Below are 17,619 nucleotides of genomic sequence, written 5' to 3'. Positions count from 1 at the left end.
GATGACCCGCTTGTTCAACGACCCCGCCGCCTTCGCCGACGAGGCGCTGGAGGGCTTCGCCCTGGCCCACCGCCGCTGGGTGCGGCCGGTGTCCGGCGGTGTCGTACGGTCCGTACCGGCCGCCCCCGGGCAGGTCGCCGTCGTGATCGGCGGCGGATCGGGCCACTACCCGGCCTTCTCCGGGCTGGTCGGCCCCGGCCTCGCCCACGGCGCGGCCGTCGGCAACGTCTTCGCCTCGCCGTCCGCCCGGCAGATCCGTACCGTCGCGAAGAGCGCCCACACCGGCGGCGGCGTGCTGCTGATGTACGGCAACTACGCGGGCGACGTGCTGCACTTCGGGCAGGCGGCCGAGCAGCTGAACGCGGAGGGCGTCGAGACCCGCTGTGTCGCGGTCACCGACGACATCTCCAGCGCGAGCGCCGAGGACCTGGACAAGCGGCGCGGTATCGCCGGTGACCTCCCGGTGTTCAAGGCCGCCGCCGCGGCGGCGGAAGAGGGCCGCTCCCTGGAGGAAGTGGTACGGGTCGCCCGGCACGCCAACGCCCGCACCCGCTCCTTCGGGATCGCCTTCAGCGGATGTACGCTCCCCGGCGCCGACCACCCGCTGTTCACCGTGCCCGAGGGCCGGATGGCCGTCGGCCTCGGTATCCACGGCGAGCCCGGGATCGGCGAGAGCGAGGTGCCCAGCGCCGACGAGGCCGCCGAACTGCTGGTCTCCTCCCTGCTGGCCGAACTGCCCGAGGGCGTGAACGGGGCGAGCGGACAGCGCGCCGCCGTCATCCTCAACGGCCTCGGCAACGTCAAGTACGAGGAACTCTTCGTCGTCTACCGGCAGGTCGCCCAACTGCTGTCCGAGGCGGGCGTCGAGACGGTCGACCCCGAGGTCGGCGAACTGGTCACCAGCTTCGACATGGCCGGTGTGTCACTCACCCTGTGCTGGCTCGACGAGGAACTCGAAACCCTGTGGACCGCCGGGGCCGACACCCCCGCCTACCGCAAGGGCGAGGCCCGCGCGAGCGCCGGCCGGGCCGGCGCCGCCGAGCAGACCGAGGAGGCGGCCGAGGCCGTACCCGCCGCCACCGACGCCTCCCGCACGGCCGCCCGCACCGCGCTCGCCGCGCTGACGGCGATCCGCGACACGGTCGAGGAGAACGCCGAGGAACTCGGCCGGATCGACGCCGTCGCCGGGGACGGCGACCACGGCATCGGCATGAGCCGCGGCTCCGGGGCCGCCCACCGCGCCGCCGTCGGGGCCGTCGAGGCCGGCGCCGGCGCCGGTACGACCGTCGGCGCCGCCGCCGACGCCTGGTCCGACCGGGCGGGCGGCACCTCCGGCGCGCTGTGGGGAGTGCTCCTGAACGCCGTCGCCGCCGCGCTCGGCGACACCGACAAGCCCACCGCCCGCACCGTCTCCGACGGTGTCGGCGAGGCGTCCGCCGCCGTACGGCGGCTCGGCGGCGCCGAGGTCGGCGACAAGACGATGGTCGACGTCCTCGTCCCCTTCGCCGAGACCCTCGCCACCGCCACCGCCGAAGGTGCGGCCCTCGCCCCGGCCTGGGACCGCGCCGCCACCGCCGCCGAGGCCGCGGCGAAGGCCACCGCCGACCTCGTACCGCGCATCGGCCGCGCCCGGCCGCACGTCGAACGGTCCCTGGGCACCCCGGACGCCGGCGCCCACTCCCTGGCCCTGATCGTCCGCGCCGTGCACGGCGTACTTGCCGCGCCCACCGGCCACTGACACCCACCCACCGAGGAGCACCCCCCATGAGCGACAAGCTGCGGATCGTCGTCGGCTCGGACGACGCCGGCTACGACTACAAGGAAATACTCAAGAAGGACCTGGGCGCGAACGAACTGGTCGCCTCCGTCACGGATGTCGGCGTGGACGCCGACGGCCACACCGCCTACCCGACCATCGCCATCGCCGCCGCCGAGATGGTCGCGCGCGGCGAGGCCGACCGCGCCCTGCTCGTCTGCGGAACCGGCCTCGGCGTGGCGATCGCCGCCAACAAGGTCAAGGGGATCAGGGCCGTCACCGCCCACGACTCCTTCTCCGTCGAGCGGGCGGTCCTCTCCAACAACGCCCAGGTCCTCACCTTCGGACAGCGCGTCGTCGGCGTGGAGCTGGCCCGCAGGCTGGCCGCCGAGTGGCTGACCTACCGCTTCGACGAGTCCTCCGCCTCCGCCGCCAAGGTCCAGCTGATGAACGACTACGAGACCGACGAGGAAGCCGCCGCCTGATGTCTGCTCCCACCCTGCTCGGGGTGAGCCTGAAGATGTACTTCGGACATCACGAGACCCTCAACTGGGCGCGCCGCATCGGTGAGATCGCCGCCGGGCACCCGGCCGTCACCGGTGGCCTCACCGAGGTGTTCGTGCTGCCCGCGTTCCCCGCGATCGTCCCGCTCGGCTCCGTCCTCGCCGGTACGGGCGTACGGTTCGGCGCACAGGACCTCGCCACGGACGACCGGGGACCCTTCACCGGCGAGGTCTCCGGCCCGTACCTCAAGGAGATCGGCTGCTCCTACGCCGAGGTCGGCCACGCCGAGCGGCGCCGCCTCTTCGGCGAGGGGGACACGGTGGTCGCCGCCAAGACCGCCGCCGCGCTGCGCAACGGGCTCGCCCCCGTGCTCTGCGTCGGCGAACTCGACCGGGTCGGCCCGGCCGAGGCCGCGGCACGCACCGTCGCCGAGCTGGACCGCGTCCTGGCCACCGCCGCGCACGACGGCGGAGCGGACGGCGAGATCGTCGTCGCCTACGAACCCCAGTGGGCCATCGGCGCACCGGAACCCGCCTCCCCGGAGCACATCGGCACCGTCTGCGCGGCCCTCGGCGCCTGGCTCGCCGAGCGCCCGCGGTACGCCGGAAGCCGCGTGATCTACGGCGGCAGCGCGGGACCCGGACTCCTCGGCCGCCTCGGCCCCGGAGTCGACGGACTGTTCCTCGGGCGTTTCGCCCACGACCCGCACGCCGTCGAGCGCATCCTCGACGAGATGAGCGACCGGGCCGCCGAGAAGGAGGACGCCTGATGGCGTACGGACTGAGCACCTACGCGTACTTCTGGCGCGTCTCCTCCCGCGCGCCCCGGCCCCTCACCGTCGAGCAGATGCTCCACAACACCCGGGAGCTGGGCGGTGACGTCTTCCAGATCTGCGACTACCCGCTGATCGAGACCTTCGGCGACGCCCGCCTCGCGGACATCCGCCGCACCGCCGAGGACCTGGACATCGCCCTGGAACTCGGCACCCGCGGCATCCGTCAGGACCACCTCGCCACCTATCTCGACCTCGCGGACAAGCTCGGCGTCACCCTCGTCCGCTCGATGTTCAACACCGCCGACCACCGCCCCGACGCCGCCGAGGCGACGGAGCTGCTGCGCGCGAGCGTCCCCGAATACGCCGCCCGGGGAGTCACGCTCGGCCTGGAGACCTACGAGCAGGTCGCCACCGACGACCTGCTCACCGCCGTCCGCGCCGTCGACAGCCCCCACCTGGGCGTCGTGCTCGACCCCGGCAACTGCGTCGCCCGGCTGGAACGCCCCAAGGACGTCGTCGCCGCCACCGCGCCGTACGTCGTCAACATCCACGTCAAGGACTTCGCCTTCACCCGCAGGGACGGCTGGGTCGGCTTCACCTACGCCGGCTGCCCGCTCGGCGAGGGCCTCCTCGACTACGCCCACCTGGTGGAGACCGTACGGCCGGAGCAGCGCGGCATCAACCAGATCGTCGAGCACTGGCTTCCCTGGCAGGACGACGGATTCGACACCACTGCCGGGATCGAGGACCAGTGGACCCGGCACTGCATCAGCACACTTCAGAGGAGCAAGTAATGGCCACCGAGAACAAGACCGTCGCCGTCATCGGCGCCGCTGGCAAGATGGGCCAGCGCGTCTCCAACAACCTCGTCAAGAGCGACTTCCGGGTGCTGTTCTCCGAGAACTCGCCCCAGGGCCAGGAGCTGATCCGCGGACTCGGCCGCGAGCTGACCGACTCGGCGGAGGCCGCCGGCCAGGCCGACGTGCTCATCCTCGCCGTGCCCGACATCGTCCTCGGCAAGGTCTCCGAGGCGCTCGTCCCGCTGCTCAAGCCCGGCGCGGTGCTGCTCACCCTCGACCCCGCCGCCGCCTACGCCGGTCTGCTGACCCGCCGCGACGACGTGCACAACGCGGTGGCGCACCCCTGCCACCCCTCGGTCTTCCTGGAGCGCACCACCAAGGAGGAGTACGCGGACACCTTCGGCGGCATCGCCGCGCCCCAGGAGGTCGTCGCCTCCTTCGAGGGCCCGGACCCGGCCGTCCAGGAGCTGGCCGAGGCCGTCATCCGCACCATGTACGCGCCCGTCGTGGACGTGCACTGGGTGACCGTCAAGCAGCTCGCCGTCCTGGAGCCCACGCTCGTCGAGACGATCGCCTGCATGGTCGGCGCGCTGCTCACCGAGGCCCTGCACGAGACGGTCCACACCGTCGGTGTTCCGGAGGCCGCCGCCCGCGCGATGCTCCTCGGCCACACGCAGGTCGCGCTCGCCAACACCCTCAAGGGCGACAACCCGTTCTCGGACGCCTGCCTGATCGCCATGGACTACGGCCGTGAGTCGATCGTCAAGGACGACTGGAAGAAGGTCTTCGAGGACGACGAGCTGGACAAGGTCATCACGCGCATGCTGCGGATCAAGGAGATCAAGCGCTGACGCGGCTCCCGCCCGCGACGTGCGGCCTCCCCGGAAACGCTCCGGGGAGGCCGCACGCGTACGCGGGGACGCCGGTCAGTCCGTGACCGTCTCCCAGTCGAGGGTGAAGGTGGCGGGACCGGCGAACAGCCGGTACTCGGGCAGCACCCCCGGGCCGCACGACGCGCTGCCGATGCCCTGGAGCGCGGCGTCCAGCGTCAGCTGGACGGTGTCACGGCGCACCAGATCCGTGGGGTGGCGCGCCGCGTCCAGGTCCTCGCTGGTCCACGGGCGCGCGGTGAGGGCGAACGGTACCGGCCCGCTGATCCGCAGCCCCGCGCCGCCCGCCCGGTCCGTCAGCAGCGCCCAGCGGACATCGGTCCTGCTGCCGTTCTCCTGAGGGAAGAGATACGGGGTCTGGAGGTCGTCCAGCCGCGCCGTGAACCGGCCGATCCTGGCGGCGGCGCGGGTGTCGGGATACGCCTCGTACGGTCCGCCGCCGAACCAGCCGACCGTGTCCAGCGTCCCCGGTACGGCGGCGCGCAGCCCCAGGCGCGGCAGCGGCAGGTCCCAGGAGCCGACCGGCCGGACCTCCAGCGTCAGCCGCAGCGTCCCCGGCCGGTCCTCGGGCGCGCTCCAGCGGTAGACCGCCGTCATGGCGGCGTCGGTGCCGGCGGCGGCCACCCGGGTGGTCACGGTCAGCCCCTCGTCGCCGGTCCCGACGGAGAGCACCTTGTGCTCCAGCCGGTCGAGACCCGCCTGCCGCCACTGATCGGCGACCGAACCCTTCCAGCCGCGCAGGTCGTTGTCCGTGGGAGCGCGCCACAGGTCCAGCCGCGGGCCCTCGACGGGCAGGTCCCCGATCCGTACGAGACGTCCCGTCCACGCGTCGAAGACGCCCTCGCCCAGGGTGATCAGGGCCTCCCGCTCGGTCGGGCGCGCGCTCCGGCCGGGCGCCGGCGCGGGCGCCGCCGGCGTCAGGAGCGCCTGTCCCCAGGCCACTTCGTGGTCGGCGGGCGCCCACGCCTCGTCCTTGGCGAGCCGCGCGCTGACCGTCAGCCACCGCTCCCCGGCCGCCTCCGCGCCGCTCGCCCCGGCCAGCTCCGCTGGCCAGGGCACTACGGCCGTACCGCCGGGTCCCACGACGGGCACGCCCAGTTCACCCTCGGCGCGCGCGGCACCCTCGTCCTCCAGCCGCCAGTGGAAGCGCAGGTTCCCGGTGTCCGCGAAGTCCAGCGTGCTGCGCACCGAGACGGTGCGGGCGTGCGGATCGATCCGTACCGTCACCGGCTCGACGACCTTCTTGAACTCGTGCAGCCCGGGGGAGGGCGTACGGTCGGGGAAGACCAGCCCGTCGGCCACGAAGTTGCCGTCGTGGACCACCTCGCCGAAGTCCCCGCCGTACGCGAAGAACTCCCGGCCGTCCGGGGTGCGGCGCCGGATGCCGTGGTCGATCCACTCCCAGACGAAGCCGCCCTGGAGCCGGGGATGCTGCTCGAACAGCCGCTGGTACTCGGTCAGTCCGCCCGGTCCGTTGCCCATGGCGTGCGCGTACTCGCACAGGATGAACGGCAGAGCGCGGCGGTGCTCGTCGAGCGCCGGGTCGTTCGTGGGCTCCTCGGCGCGGCGGCCGATCCGGTCGGTCTCCTCGTGGTCGGCGTACATCCTGCTGTACACGTCGACGTAGCCGCTGTCCCAGTCGCCCTCGTAGTGCACCGGACGCCCCGGGTCGCGCTCGTGCGACCAGTCGGCCATGGCCCGCAGATTGTCCCCGGTCCCGGCCTCGTTGCCCAGCGACCACATGATGACGCTGGCGTGGTTCTTGTCGCGCTCGACCATCCGGCTCATCCGGTCGAGATACGCCTCCCGCCACCGGGGGTCGGCGCTGGGGTTGTCCCGCCAGCCGGTCAGGAAGAAGCCGTGCGTCTCCAGATCGCACTCGTCGACCACCCACAGGCCCAGCTCGTCGCAGAGGTCGAGGAACCGGGAGTCCGGCGGATAGTGGCTGGTGCGCACCGCGTTGATGTTGTGCCGCTTCATCAGCTCGATGTCGTGGCGCATCGTCTCCACGCTCAGGGTGCGTCCGGTGTCCGGGTCCCACTCGTGCCGGTTCACCCCGCGCAGCAGGATCGGTGTGCCGTTGACCTTGAGGAGCCCTTCCTGGACCACGACCGTACGGAACCCGACGCGCAGCCGCACGCGCTCGCCCGCCGTGGTCAGCTCCGCGTCGTACAGCCGGGGCGTCTCGGCGGTCCACGGTTCGACGGGGACGCGCGCCTGCTCGCCGACGGCGAGGTCGAGACCGAGTTCGGCCACCGTGATCCGGCCGGACGCCTCGGCGTCCACCCGCAGGACGCCCTCGCCGCGCGTGTGGTCGTAGTCGGCGTGGACGAACAGATCGCCCACGCCGTCGAGCGGCCGGTGCAGCAGACCGACGGAGCGGAAGATCCCGGACATCCACCACATGTCCTGGTCCTCCAGATAGCTGCCCGCCGACCACTGGTGGACCCGTACGGCCAGGACGTTGCGGCCGGGCCGCAGCGCCTCGGTGGCGTCGAACTCGGTGGGCAGCCGGCTGCCCTTGCCGTCGCCGAGCGCGACACCGTTGAGGAAGACGGCGAAGGCCGAGTCGACGCCCTCGAAGCGCAGCACGGCGCGCCCGGTGTCCGGCCACCGCTCGGGCAGGGCGAACTCCCGGCGGTACTCGCCGGTGGGGTTGGCGTCGGGGACGCGGGGCGGGTCGACCGGGAAGGGGAAGATCTGGTTGGTGTAGGCGGGGGCGCCGAAGCGGGGGGCGTCCGCCACCTCACGCATCTGCCAGCTCGACGGTACGCCGATCAGCTCCCACCCGGTGTCGTCGTGCCCGGGGGCCTCGAATCCGGGGGTGAGCGCGTGCGCGGCGGGCGCGAGCCTGAAGCGCCAGTCGCCGTCCAGGTCCAGGGCCATGGCATCCGACGTGTACCGGGCCCGGGGGGCGAGCCGCCCCTGGCCCGGTGCGTGGCTTTCGACGTAGTCGAGAGAGGCGTGGTCGAAACGGTCGCTGGGCACGGATGGGGTATCCCTTCGGGGGCGAGCCCGGCCGGATCGCGGTGGAACCCGGCCGTACAGGTGACGTTTTCTATGCAGAGTAGGTGAAGCGTCCGGCCACGTCGCCCCCTTGGGCAGGGGAAATTCAGTTGGCCGGGCGGTAGGCGCCACTGCGATGGGGCCATGGTCAGAAACCGGTTTCTGAAACGATGGCCGAACCGTTGACCGCGATAGCAATCGGTTTCTAGATTGTGGGGGCAAGCGGCGGCCCCGATCCGTGCGAGCGGGCGCCCGGACAGAAAAGGACCGGTATGACCTCGGACCGTCACCTCCACAACCCCGTGCTGCCCGGCTTCCACCCGGACCCCAGCATCGTGCGCGTCGGGGCGGAGTACTACATCGCCACCTCCACCTTCGAGTGGTTCCCCGGGGTCCCGGTGCACCGCTCGACCGATCTGGTCCACTGGGAACACGCCGGACACCTCCTGGACCGCGCCGAGGCGCTCGACCTGCGCGGGATACCGGACTCCGGCGGCGTCTGGGCGCCCTCGCTGTCCTTCCACGACGGGCGGTTCTGGCTGATCTACAGCATCGTCAGGACCGTCGGCTCCCCGTACAAGGACGTCGACAACTACCTGATCACCGCCGACTCGATCGAAGGCCCCTGGTCGGAACCCGTCTTCCTCAACTCCTCCGGATTCGACCCCTCCCTCTTCCACGACGAGGACGGCCGCACCTGGCTGGTCAACCTCCAGTGGGACCACCGGCCCGACCGGCCGTCCTTCGCGGGCATCGTGCTCCAGGAGTACGACCCCGAGGCCCGCGCGCTCGTCGGGGGGATCACCAACGTGCTGCGCCACGACGAACTGATCGAAGGCCCCAACCTCTACCGCCGCGACGGCTGGTACTACCTGATGCTCGCCGAGGGCGGCACGGGCTGGAACCACGGCATCCTGATGGCCCGTTCCCGCTCGCTGACCGGGCCGTACGAACTCGACCCCGCCGGATCGCTGCTGACCACCCGCGACGCCCCCGGCGCACCGCTGCGGAAGGCCGGTCACGGCGAACTCGTCGAGACCCCGGACGGCGAGTGGTACCTCGTCCATCTCGCGTCCCGGCCGGTCGCCACCCCAGAGGGGCCGCGCTGCGTCCTCGGCCGGGAGAGCTGCCTCCAGCGCGTCGAGTGGACCGCCGACGGCTGGCCGCGGCTCGCCCACGGCGACAACAAGCCGCGTGTGACGGTCCCCGCGCCGCGCTCGGCGCCCGTCATGACCCCGGTCCGCACACCGGACCGCGACGACTTCGAGGCGTCCGCGCTCGGGCCGGTCTGGAGCACCCTGCGGGTGCCGGCCGACCCCTCCTGGCTCAGCCTGACCGAGCGGCCCGGCCGGCTGCGGCTGCGCGGGCGGCAGAGTCCGCACTCGCGCCACGCCCAGAGCCTGGTCGCCCGGCGGCTGACCTCCGTACGCTGCCGGGCCACCACCGCGCTGGACTTCAGGCCCGACCGCTTCTCCCAGCTGGCCGGGCTGATCTGCTGGTACGACACCACCACCCACTACTACCTGCGGGTCACCCACGCGGAGGGCCGCGGCCGGGTCCTGGGCCTCAGCATCACCGACGACGGAGTCCACACGGAACCCGCCGACTGCGAAGTGGAGGTCGAGGACTGGCCGGAGCTGCTGCTGCGGGCCGACTTCGACGGCGCGGAGCTGCGCTTCAGCGCCTCTCCCGACGGCGAGGAGTGGCTCCGTATCGGTCCCGTCCTCGACGCGACCAAGCTCTCCGACGACTACGGCGACCGGCTCCGTTTCACCGGGGCGTTCGTCGGTGTGTGCGCGCAGGACCTCGGCGGCACCCGGGCCGTCGCGGACTTCGACTGGTTCGAGCTGACCAATCTCTGAGCGCCGCCGCGCGCCCCGGACCCACCACTCGCCGTACCGCTCCCTGAAGCCATCCATTCCCGTATCGACCGACCATCGATGGAAACCGATCTCTGTGGGATCCAAGGACCCCATGGTGTCCCGTCGGGCACATGAGGCCCTTCCCGCACGGCGTTTCTGCTGTGCGGCACCATTGACCCTCTCTGCCCAGGTGCTTAGCGTAGAGATCGGTTGCTATCGTATATCCGAGCCGGAGGCCACTTCCCTTGCCCGAGCGTCCCCTGGCGTTGTTCGCCATGAGTGCGGAGAATCCGCCGAAGCTCCTACCGTCCGGTGTCCTGGCCAGGCTCCGAGCCTCGGTCGACATCGATCCCACACTGGTGGCCGAGGACTTCCGGGATCCCCGGGTCCGCCGGGTCCTCGGCGAGACCGAGATCCTCATCACCGGCTGGGGCTGTCCGCCCATCGACGCCGCCGTACTGGAGGCGGCACCCAAGCTGCGGGCGGTGCTGCACACCGCGGGATCGGTCAAGGGCCTGATCACCCCCGGCTGCTGGGACCGGGGCCTGATCGTCTCCTCGGCGGCCGACGCCAACGCGCTGCCCGTCGCCGAGTACACGCTCGGCATGATCCTGCTCGCGGGCAAGGACCTCTTCGCCGCCCGCGACCGCTACCGCGCCGACCGCGCCTTCACCCTCGCCGAGGTCATCCCGGACATCGGCAACTTCGGCCGCCGGATCGGGGTGGTCGGCGCCTCCAGGATCGGCCGCCGGGTCATCGAGCTGCTGCGCCCCTTCGACTTCCGGGTGACCCTGGCCGACCCGTACGTCGACGCGGCGGGCGCCGCCGAGCTGGGGGTCACCCTGGTGGGGCTGGAGGAGCTGATGCGCACCAGCGACATCGTCACCGTCCACGCCCCGGCCACCGCGGAGACGGACAAGCTCATCGGCCGCAGCGAACTCGCCCTGATGCCCGAGGACGCGGTGCTCATCAACACCGCCCGGGGCAGCCTGGTCGACACCCCGGCGCTCGTCGAGGAGCTGCGTACCGGGCGGATCAGCGCCGTACTCGATGTGACCGATCCCGAGCCGCTGAACCCCGACTCACCGCTCTTCGACCTGCCCAACGCCTTCCTCACCCCGCACATAGCGGGCTCGCAGGGCAATGAACTGCACCGCCTCGGCCTGTGCGCCGTGGAGGAACTGGAACGGCTGCTGCACGGCCTGCCGCTGTCCCACCGCATCGAGCGAGCCGAACTGGAGCGCGCCGCATGACCGTGCCCACGCCCCCGGCCGGGGCCGACGCCGGGACCGGTACAGCGACCGAGATCGTGCGCTGGGGGCCCGAGGCCCTCACCCTGCACCTCACCTGCGGCGCTGACGGCGTCGCGCGACTCGCCGTCAACGGCGCCCCCGGCCGCGCGGCCCTGCCGCTGGTCGAGGTCGAGCTGGCCGGCCAGGGCCGCAGCGGCACCTCCGGCAAGCGCCATGTCGACGGCGCGGTCTCCCGGCGACTGCGGTACGCGGGCCATGACGCCCACCCCGACCGGCTCACCGTCAGGACCCACGACCCGGAGACCGGCCTGCGCGCCGCCACCCACTTCCGGCGCACCGGGGGGCTGCCGGTCGTCCACACCTGGACCGAACTGACGGCGGGCGAGCGCACGGCCGAGGTGGAGAGCGTGTCCTCCTTCGTCCTGTCGGGCGTCGCCGGGCTGCTCGGCGCCCCGGGACGCTGGGAACAGGACGTCAGGATCTGGACGGCGGACAACCCGTGGAGCGGCGAATTCCGCTGGAACGGCGTCCCGCTCGGCGCCGCCGGGCTGCTCGACACCGGCATGACCCGCTTCGGCCAGACCGGTTCCAAGAACCGCGTCACACGGACCAGCACCGGATCGTGGCCCTCCTCCGAACAGCTGCCCATGGGCTGGCTGGAAGGCCCGGACGGCGTCCTCGCCTGGCAGATCGAGCACAACGGTTCGTGGCACGCCGAGGTCGCCGACCGGTTCGACGAGATCTATCTGTTCCTGTCAGGCCCCGGCCAGCGCGAACACCAGTGGTCGGTACGGCTCGACCCGGGCGAGAGCTTCGGCACCGTCCCCGTCACGCTCGCCCTCGCCCCCGACCGGGACGCCGCGATCGCGGCCCTCACCGGGCACCGGCGCGCGGTCCGCCGCCCGCACCCGGACACCACCACCCTCCCCGTGGTCTTCAACGACTTCATGAACTGCCTGATGGGAGACCCCACCACCGAGAAGCTGCTGCCGCTGGTCCGGGCCGCCGCCGCCACCGGCTGCGAGTACTTCTGCATCGACGCCGGCTGGTACGACGACGAACGCGCGGGGGAGGGGCCCGGCGGTGTGCCCGGCTGGTGGGACTCCGTCGGAGCCTGGGAACCCGCGCCCTCCCGGTTCCCCGGCGGGCTCGCCGAGGTCACCGACGCCATCCGGGCGGCGGGGATGATCCCCGGGCTGTGGCTGGAGCCCGAAGTCGTCGGCGTACGGAGCCCGTTGGCGGCGGCACTGCCCGACGAGGCGTTCTTCCGCCGGAGCGGCCGGCGCGTCACCGAATGGGGCCGCCATCAGCTCGATCTGCGCCACCCCGCCGCCGTCGCCCATCTCGACGAGACCGTGGACCGGCTGGTCGGCGAGTTCGGCCTCGGCTATCTGAAGCTCGACTACAACATCGACATCGGCGCCGGCACGGACAGCGGCCCGCACGGCCCCGGGCACGGCCTGCTGGAGCACAACCGCGCCTATCTGCGCTGGCTCGACGGCGTACACGACCGGCACCCCGGTATGGTGCTGGAGGGGTGCGCGGCGGGAGGCATGCGCATCGACCACGCCACCCTCGCGCATGTGCCGGTGCAGTCGCTCAGCGACCAGCAGGACGAGTCGCTGATCGCCGCGATCGCCGCCGCGGCGCCCACCGCCGTACCCCCGGAACAGGGCGCCGTCTGGGCCTATCCGTACGCCGGGCAGAGCGATGAGGAGATCGCCTTCACCATGGTCTCGGCGCTCCTGGGACGCGTCCATCTCAGCGGCCGGCTCGATCTGCTCGCGCCGCGCCAACTCGACCTGGTCACCGAGGCGATCACCGCGTACGGCGGCTACCGCGGCTCGCTGGCGGACGCCGTGCCGTCCTGGCCGCTCGGACTGCCGGGCTGGCGCGACGACTGGCTGGCGCTCGCGCTGGACACCGGCGGGCGGACACTGCTCGCGCTCTGGCGCAGGGGCGGCACGGACCCGGTCCGCGAGATCCCCGTTCCGGCGGGTACGAGCGACGTCGTCCCGGTGTTCCCGACGGCCGCGCCGGGCGAGGCGGTGCTGGACCGGACGGCCGGCCGGCTGCGCGTCGTGCTGCCCGCCGCCCCCGCCGCCCGGCTGCTGCTGCTCCCGCGCGCCGCGTCTCCACTATCGTGAGCGCATCGCAGACCGCAGGGTGAAGGGGACAGCACACGTGGACATGAAATCGACGGGTTCGTCCGGTAAGGACGCTTCGACGGTCAGGGACGTCGCCAAGCGTGCCGGGGTGTCCGCGTCGACGGTCTCGCGGGTGCTGGGGGGCACCTATCCGGTGGCCGCAGCCACCCGTACCCGGGTGCTGCGCGCCATGCGCGAGCTGGACTACGTCGTCAACGCGCACGCCCGGGCGCTCGGTGGTTCGACGAACAAGAGCGTGGCGTTCGTCGTCGACGACGTCACCGGCCCCTTCTACGCGCACATCGCGCGCGGTGTCGAGGAACAGGCGTCCGCCGAGGGGCGGTTGTGCATGCTCTGCACGACACACGGCGATCCGCAGCGGGTGCTGGCGGTCGTGGAGCTGATGCGCGAACAGCGCGCCGACGCGGTGATCGTGGTCGGCGGCGCCTGGGAGGACAAGGAATACCAGGAGCGCATGACGCACTTCGCGCACGCCCTGGACCGGGCGGGCTCGCGGCTGGTGCTGGTGGGCCGGCCGCCGCTGGGCGAGGGTGTCCCCGCCACCGTTGTCGAGTACGACAACGAGAACGGGGCGTTCGCGATGACGACCCATCTGCTGAGCCTGGGGCACCGCAGGATCGCGTTCGTCGGCAAGGTCCCGGGGCTCTCCACCAGCGGCCAGCGGATCGACGGCTTCCTGCGGGCCCACGAGACGCTGGGCTTCGAGGCGGATCCCGAGCTGATCGTCGAGGGCGAGTTCACCCGGTCGTTCGGCTACCGCGCCGCGGCCCGTCTGCTGGCCTCAGGAGCCGCGTTCGACGCCGTCTTCGCCGCCACCGACATGGTGGCCGCGGGCGTGCTCCAGGCGCTGCGGGAGGGCGGTGTGCGGGTCCCGGAGGACGTGTCGGTGGTCGGGTACGACGACATCCCGGTCGCCATCGACCTGTATCCCGCCCTGACCACCGTCTCCATCCCGCACGAGGAGCTGGGCCGTACCGCCGTACGGCTGGCGCTGCACCGGGAGGAACTCCCCGACGCCCAGCACCAGATGCTGGGCACGCACATCGTCGTACGCGGCTCCACACGGCGGCCGGGGCGCTGACGCGGCGGTGTGCTGAGCACGTCGCGATCATTCCGGTACATCTGAACACAGTGCGGGGCGCGGTTAGAGATCGATTTCTAACCGCGCCCCGTGCTATGTCCAGGCGCTGAGCATCCCGTTCCGGGCTGCTCAGCCGCCGGTGGAGCCCGAATGCGGCCATGTAACGGAAGATTTCCCTGCTCGACACCTTGCCCATCCGCTGGTCTGCGCTTAGCTTCCGTAGAGACCGATTTCTATGAGTCGCGCAGCTGATCTCGAAGTCGGCTTCCTCTTCCATGCCCGAACCCCTTGAGGAGCAGTGTCATGCGCACACACTTCAGAGTGACTGCCGCGACCGCCCTGGTGCTTTCCGTCGTCCTGGCCGGCTGTGGTGGCGGGAGCGAGAGCGACTCCACGGCCCGGGGACCCGTCACCGTCACCTACTGGACGTGGGACGAGCCCAAGACCGTCCAGCCCGTCGCGGACAAGTTCAACGCCACCCACGACAACGTCAAGGTGAAGGTCGTCAAGCAGGCGGACAATCCGGGTACGGCGGCGAACCTGCGCAATGTCGTGGCCTCGGGCAAGGGGGTGCCCTGTCTGGTGAAGAGCTTCGGACAGGTTCCCGGACTGGTCGGTGAGGGGCTGCTCTCCGATGTCACCGACGACGTCGAGCCGTATGTGAAGAAGGGCGTCTTCAACGATGCGTCGCTGCTGAGCGCGCAGGCCGGCGGCCGGTACTACAGCGTGCCGATCGGCTACCAGCCGAGCTTCCTGGTGATCAACCGCAAGGTCTACGACCAGTACGGCATCGCCGTTCCCAAGACCTGGGACGATCTGATCGAGGCCGGCAAGAAGCTGAAGAAGCACGGCATCCACGTGATGAACCTGGCCGGCGAGGACCCCTCGACGCTGGAGAACCTCGTGCAGCAGGCCGGCGGCAGCTGGTTCGCGACCGAGGGGGACACCTGGAAGGTCGACTTCCTGTCCCCGGAGTCCCTCAAGGCCGCCGATGTCATCCAGCGGCTCGTGGACAACGACCTGGTCGCCAACCAGACCTACATGGACCGCCCCGCCCTGATCAACTACTTCGACTCCGGCAGGATGGTCTCGCTCCCCACCCAGGTGTGGCAGCTCGGCAACTACGAGCTGAACTACAAGAAGTCGCTCGGCGACTGGGAGCCCGTCGACCTTCCGCAGTTCAAGGACGCCCCCTCGTTCACCGCTCCCGCCCACGGCACCGGGCTGCTCGTACCGAAGGGCTGCACGCACCCGAAGGAGGCCGTGGAGGCCGCGGTGTGGATGAGCACGACCAAGGAGGGCATCGACGCCAGCTACCAGGACGACATCAAGCAGTACAACTGGCCGGGCGCGGTCCCGGACCCGAGCCCCTGGGTCGACTCGGCGGTCCCCGACAAGCTCTTCGGCGACCGCAAGGGCGAGGCCAAGAAGGTCATCCTCAAGGCGGTTGAGGGCGCGAAGGACACCTGGCTCGTCGGCCCCAACTACACCGGTGTCTTCGCCGAACTCCAGGACCAGTGGGCCAAGGTGGTCACCAAAAAAATGACGATGCGTCAAGCTCTGGAGCACATGCAGAAGTTCACCGTCAAGGACCTGAAATCGAAGAACATCAACGTCGAGGGCTGATCCATGGCCGTGGAAACACCAGCGTCACCGCGCGGGATCCGCCTCCCCTGGCGGCGCGTGATGGCCCTCAAGGGCGCCTCGTTCACCTTCCCCTTCTTCCTCGGGTTCCTGCTCTTCACCGTGGTGCCCGTGGTGATAGCCCTGAAGGAGAGCCTCTACACGGAGCAGGGGTCGGGGCTCGGCTTCGGCGCCAAGACCGTCGAGTTCACCGGGTTCGACAACTTCGTCCGCGGCTTCGAGGACGCCAAGTTCTGGTCGGCGATGGGACGGGTCGCCCTGTTCGCGGCCATCAGCATTCCGCTGATCCAGCTCACCAGCCTGGGCATGGCCCTGCTGATGGACATGGCCAGGGCACGCACCGCCGGCCGCTTCCGGATCGCGCTGCTCGTGCCGTACATGATCCCCGGGATCGTCGCCACCCTGATCTGGATCTACATCTACAGCCCCGTCGTCGGACCACTCACCCCGATCCTCGGCTTCTTCGGGATCGATGTGAACTTCTACAGCGGCGAGATGATCTGGGTCTCGATCGGCAACCTCATGGCGTGGAGCGCCATCGGCTTCAACATGCTCATCCTCTACGCGTCCTTGCAGTCCGTGCCCCGCGAACTGTTCGACAGCGCGCGGGTGGACGGCGCCTCCGAGTGGCGCATGGCCTGGTCGATCAAGGTGCCGCTGGTCCGCCGGTCGCTGGTGCTCACCACGGTGCTCAGCATCATCGGCTCGCTCCAGATCTTCAGCGACCCGATGCTCTTCCGCTCGATGACCCCCGAGACGGTCACCCGGGACTTCACCCCGATCATGGCCATCTACGACTGGGCCTTCGCCCAGGGCGACTTCAACTACGCCGCCGCGCTGTCGATCATCCTCGCGCTCGTCGTCGGCATCGCCTCCGCCATCTTCTACCGGCTCACGAACAAGGCGCCCACCTCATGACGACGACGATCGACACGGCTTCCGGACCGGCGACGCCCCCGGCCGCGCCCGGCGGCAAACCACCGGTGGTCCGCCGCCGTACCGAGGGAGGCGCCGTCCGGCACACCGGGCGGACCAAGGTGCTGGTCCTGGTCGGACTCGCGCTGTTCGCCCTCTACTCCCTGGCCCCCGTGTGGTGGCTGCTGGTCGCGGCGACCAAGGGGCAGCGCGATCTCTACACCACCAACGGGCTCTGGTTCTCGGAGTTCCACCTCTGGGACAACCTCCGCGACCTGTTCACCTACCAGGACGGCATCTTCCTGAAGTGGATGGGGAACACGCTCTTCTACGGCTTCGCGGGCACCATCGGCATGACCGTGATCTGCGTCGCCTGCGGCTACGGGCTGGCCATGTACGAGTTCCGGGGCCGCGGCATCCTGATGGGCTGCATCATCGGCTCGTTCCTGATCCCCGGCGCCCTGCTCACCATCCCGTCCTTCCTGCTCTACACGGACCTGCGGCTGATCGACACACCGTGGGCCATCATCGTGCCGGGCTTCTTCAACGCCTTCTCCGTCTACCTCGCGAAGGTGTACGCGGAGGGCGCCATCCCGCCCGAACTGCTGGAGGCGGCCCGCATCGACGGCGCGGGGGAGTACCACATCTTCTTCCAGATCGGTGCCCGGCTCATGTCGACGGGCGCGGCCACCATCTTCCTGCTGGGCTTCGTCGGCGCCTGGAACAACTTCTTCGGGCCGCTCGTCTATCTGCGCAGCAGTGAGAAGTGGACCGTGATGCTCGGCCTCTACTCCTGGCTGAAGGTGAAGGTCGACAGCTCCGTCGACCTGACGGGACTCGTGGTGGTGGGCTCGATCGTCTCGCTCATCCCCATGGTGGTCCTGATGATCTCGATGCAGCGCTACTGGCGTTCCGGGGTGACCCTGGGCAGCCTCAAGTAGGCGGCGCCGACGCCGGTTTCGGCG

General features: G+C 71.0%; 13 protein-coding genes. 12 read left to right on the top strand and 1 reads right to left on the bottom strand.

Going from position 1 to position 17,619, the window contains the following annotated elements; translation table 11 throughout:
• The first annotated feature begins 1 nt into the window (after window position 1).
• The 5 genes from OG627_RS00945 to OG627_RS00925 are packed head-to-tail and all read left to right on the top strand — an operon-like array spanning window position 2 to window position 4,686.
• On the top strand, window positions 2-1,738 hold the full coding sequence (locus OG627_RS00945; RefSeq protein WP_329060411.1) for a dihydroxyacetone kinase family protein: 1,737 nt from the start codon (window positions 2-4) through the stop codon (window positions 1,736-1,738).
• Window positions 1,739-1,764: 26 nt separating this feature from the next.
• The gene (locus OG627_RS00940) at window positions 1,765-2,241 is read left to right on the top strand and encodes a ribose-5-phosphate isomerase (protein ID WP_329060410.1); all 477 of its coding nucleotides are present in this window, start codon (window positions 1,765-1,767) and stop codon (window positions 2,239-2,241) included.
• Window positions 2,241-3,029: a triose-phosphate isomerase family protein gene (locus tag OG627_RS00935; RefSeq protein WP_329060409.1), complete on the top strand. Its 789-nt coding sequence runs from the start codon at window positions 2,241-2,243 to the stop codon at window positions 3,027-3,029. The genes OG627_RS00940 and OG627_RS00935 overlap by 1 nt, the downstream gene beginning before the upstream one ends.
• The gene (locus OG627_RS00930) at window positions 3,029-3,829 is read left to right on the top strand and encodes a sugar phosphate isomerase/epimerase family protein (RefSeq protein ID WP_329060408.1); all 801 of its coding nucleotides are present in this window, start codon (window positions 3,029-3,031) and stop codon (window positions 3,827-3,829) included. Before OG627_RS00935 ends, OG627_RS00930 begins: the two co-directional genes overlap by 1 nt.
• Window positions 3,829-4,686, top strand: coding sequence for a phosphogluconate dehydrogenase C-terminal domain-containing protein (locus tag OG627_RS00925; protein WP_329060407.1), 858 nt, complete (start codon window positions 3,829-3,831; stop codon window positions 4,684-4,686). Before OG627_RS00930 ends, OG627_RS00925 begins: the two co-directional genes overlap by 1 nt.
• 75 nt (window positions 4,687-4,761) lie before the next feature.
• Here OG627_RS00925 and OG627_RS00920 read toward each other — a convergent pair whose 3' ends face one another.
• Window positions 4,762-7,713 (bottom strand): glycoside hydrolase family 2 TIM barrel-domain containing protein, encoded by a 2,952-nt coding sequence (locus OG627_RS00920; protein ID WP_329060405.1) that lies wholly within the window; start codon window positions 7,711-7,713, stop codon window positions 4,762-4,764.
• Window positions 7,714-8,003: 290 nt separating this feature from the next.
• On the opposite strand from OG627_RS00920, the gene OG627_RS00915 reads away from it, so the two are divergent.
• From OG627_RS00915 to OG627_RS00885, 7 genes are all read left to right on the top strand, one after another.
• The gene (locus OG627_RS00915) at window positions 8,004-9,593 is read left to right on the top strand and encodes a glycoside hydrolase family 43 protein (protein WP_329060403.1); all 1,590 of its coding nucleotides are present in this window, start codon (window positions 8,004-8,006) and stop codon (window positions 9,591-9,593) included.
• 245 nt (window positions 9,594-9,838) lie between these two features.
• Complete coding sequence (locus OG627_RS00910) at window positions 9,839-10,846, top strand: hydroxyacid dehydrogenase (protein ID WP_329060401.1); 1,008 nt, start codon at window positions 9,839-9,841, stop codon at window positions 10,844-10,846.
• Window positions 10,843-12,993 carry a glycoside hydrolase family 36 protein gene (locus OG627_RS00905; protein WP_329060400.1) on the top strand — a complete coding sequence of 717 codons (2,151 nt, stop codon included), beginning with the start codon at window positions 10,843-10,845 and terminating at the stop codon, window positions 12,991-12,993. Before OG627_RS00910 ends, OG627_RS00905 begins: the two co-directional genes overlap by 4 nt.
• 43 nt (window positions 12,994-13,036) lie before the next feature.
• The gene (locus OG627_RS00900; protein WP_329072248.1) at window positions 13,037-14,095 is read left to right on the top strand and encodes a LacI family DNA-binding transcriptional regulator; all 1,059 of its coding nucleotides are present in this window, start codon (window positions 13,037-13,039) and stop codon (window positions 14,093-14,095) included.
• A 303-nt stretch (window positions 14,096-14,398) separates the two neighbouring features.
• Entirely contained in the window at window positions 14,399-15,721 is a 1,323-nt protein-coding gene (locus tag OG627_RS00895) for an ABC transporter substrate-binding protein (protein WP_329060399.1), read from the top strand.
• A gap of 3 nt (window positions 15,722-15,724) precedes the next feature.
• The gene (locus OG627_RS00890; RefSeq protein WP_329060398.1) at window positions 15,725-16,657 is read left to right on the top strand and encodes a carbohydrate ABC transporter permease; all 933 of its coding nucleotides are present in this window, start codon (window positions 15,725-15,727) and stop codon (window positions 16,655-16,657) included.
• The gene (locus tag OG627_RS00885; RefSeq protein ID WP_329060397.1) at window positions 16,654-17,595 is read left to right on the top strand and encodes a carbohydrate ABC transporter permease; all 942 of its coding nucleotides are present in this window, start codon (window positions 16,654-16,656) and stop codon (window positions 17,593-17,595) included. Before OG627_RS00890 ends, OG627_RS00885 begins: the two co-directional genes overlap by 4 nt.
• Window positions 17,596-17,619: the final 24 nt, after the last annotated feature.

The organism is Streptomyces sp. NBC_01429, assembly GCF_036231945.1.
Lineage (GTDB): Bacteria > Actinomycetota > Actinomycetes > Streptomycetales > Streptomycetaceae > Streptomyces.
The sequence above is the reverse complement of the archived record's forward strand: the minus strand, read 5'-3'. Positions and strand labels throughout refer to the sequence as shown.

What these genes read in the sequence shown, in the direction of transcription:
- OG627_RS00940 (WP_329060410.1), top strand. Translation starts at nt 1,765, where the DNA reads ATGAGCGACAAGCTGCGGATCGTCGTCGGCTCGGACGACGCCGGCTAC.
- OG627_RS00935 (WP_329060409.1), top strand. Translation starts at nt 2,241, where the DNA reads ATGTCTGCTCCCACCCTGCTCGGGGTGAGCCTGAAGATGTACTTCGGA.
- OG627_RS00925 (WP_329060407.1), top strand. Translation starts at nt 3,829, where the DNA reads ATGGCCACCGAGAACAAGACCGTCGCCGTCATCGGCGCCGCTGGCAAG.
- OG627_RS00900 (WP_329072248.1), top strand. Translation starts at nt 13,037, where the DNA reads ATGAAATCGACGGGTTCGTCCGGTAAGGACGCTTCGACGGTCAGGGAC.
- OG627_RS00945 (WP_329060411.1), top strand. Translation starts at nt 2, where the DNA reads ATGACCCGCTTGTTCAACGACCCCGCCGCCTTCGCCGACGAGGCGCTG.
- OG627_RS00890 (WP_329060398.1), top strand. Translation starts at nt 15,725, where the DNA reads ATGGCCGTGGAAACACCAGCGTCACCGCGCGGGATCCGCCTCCCCTGG.
- OG627_RS00905 (WP_329060400.1), top strand. Translation starts at nt 10,843, where the DNA reads ATGACCGTGCCCACGCCCCCGGCCGGGGCCGACGCCGGGACCGGTACA.
- OG627_RS00885 (WP_329060397.1), top strand. Translation starts at nt 16,654, where the DNA reads ATGACGACGACGATCGACACGGCTTCCGGACCGGCGACGCCCCCGGCC.
- OG627_RS00915 (WP_329060403.1), top strand. Translation starts at nt 8,004, where the DNA reads ATGACCTCGGACCGTCACCTCCACAACCCCGTGCTGCCCGGCTTCCAC.
- OG627_RS00930 (WP_329060408.1), top strand. Translation starts at nt 3,029, where the DNA reads ATGGCGTACGGACTGAGCACCTACGCGTACTTCTGGCGCGTCTCCTCC.
- OG627_RS00895 (WP_329060399.1), top strand. Translation starts at nt 14,399, where the DNA reads ATGCGCACACACTTCAGAGTGACTGCCGCGACCGCCCTGGTGCTTTCC.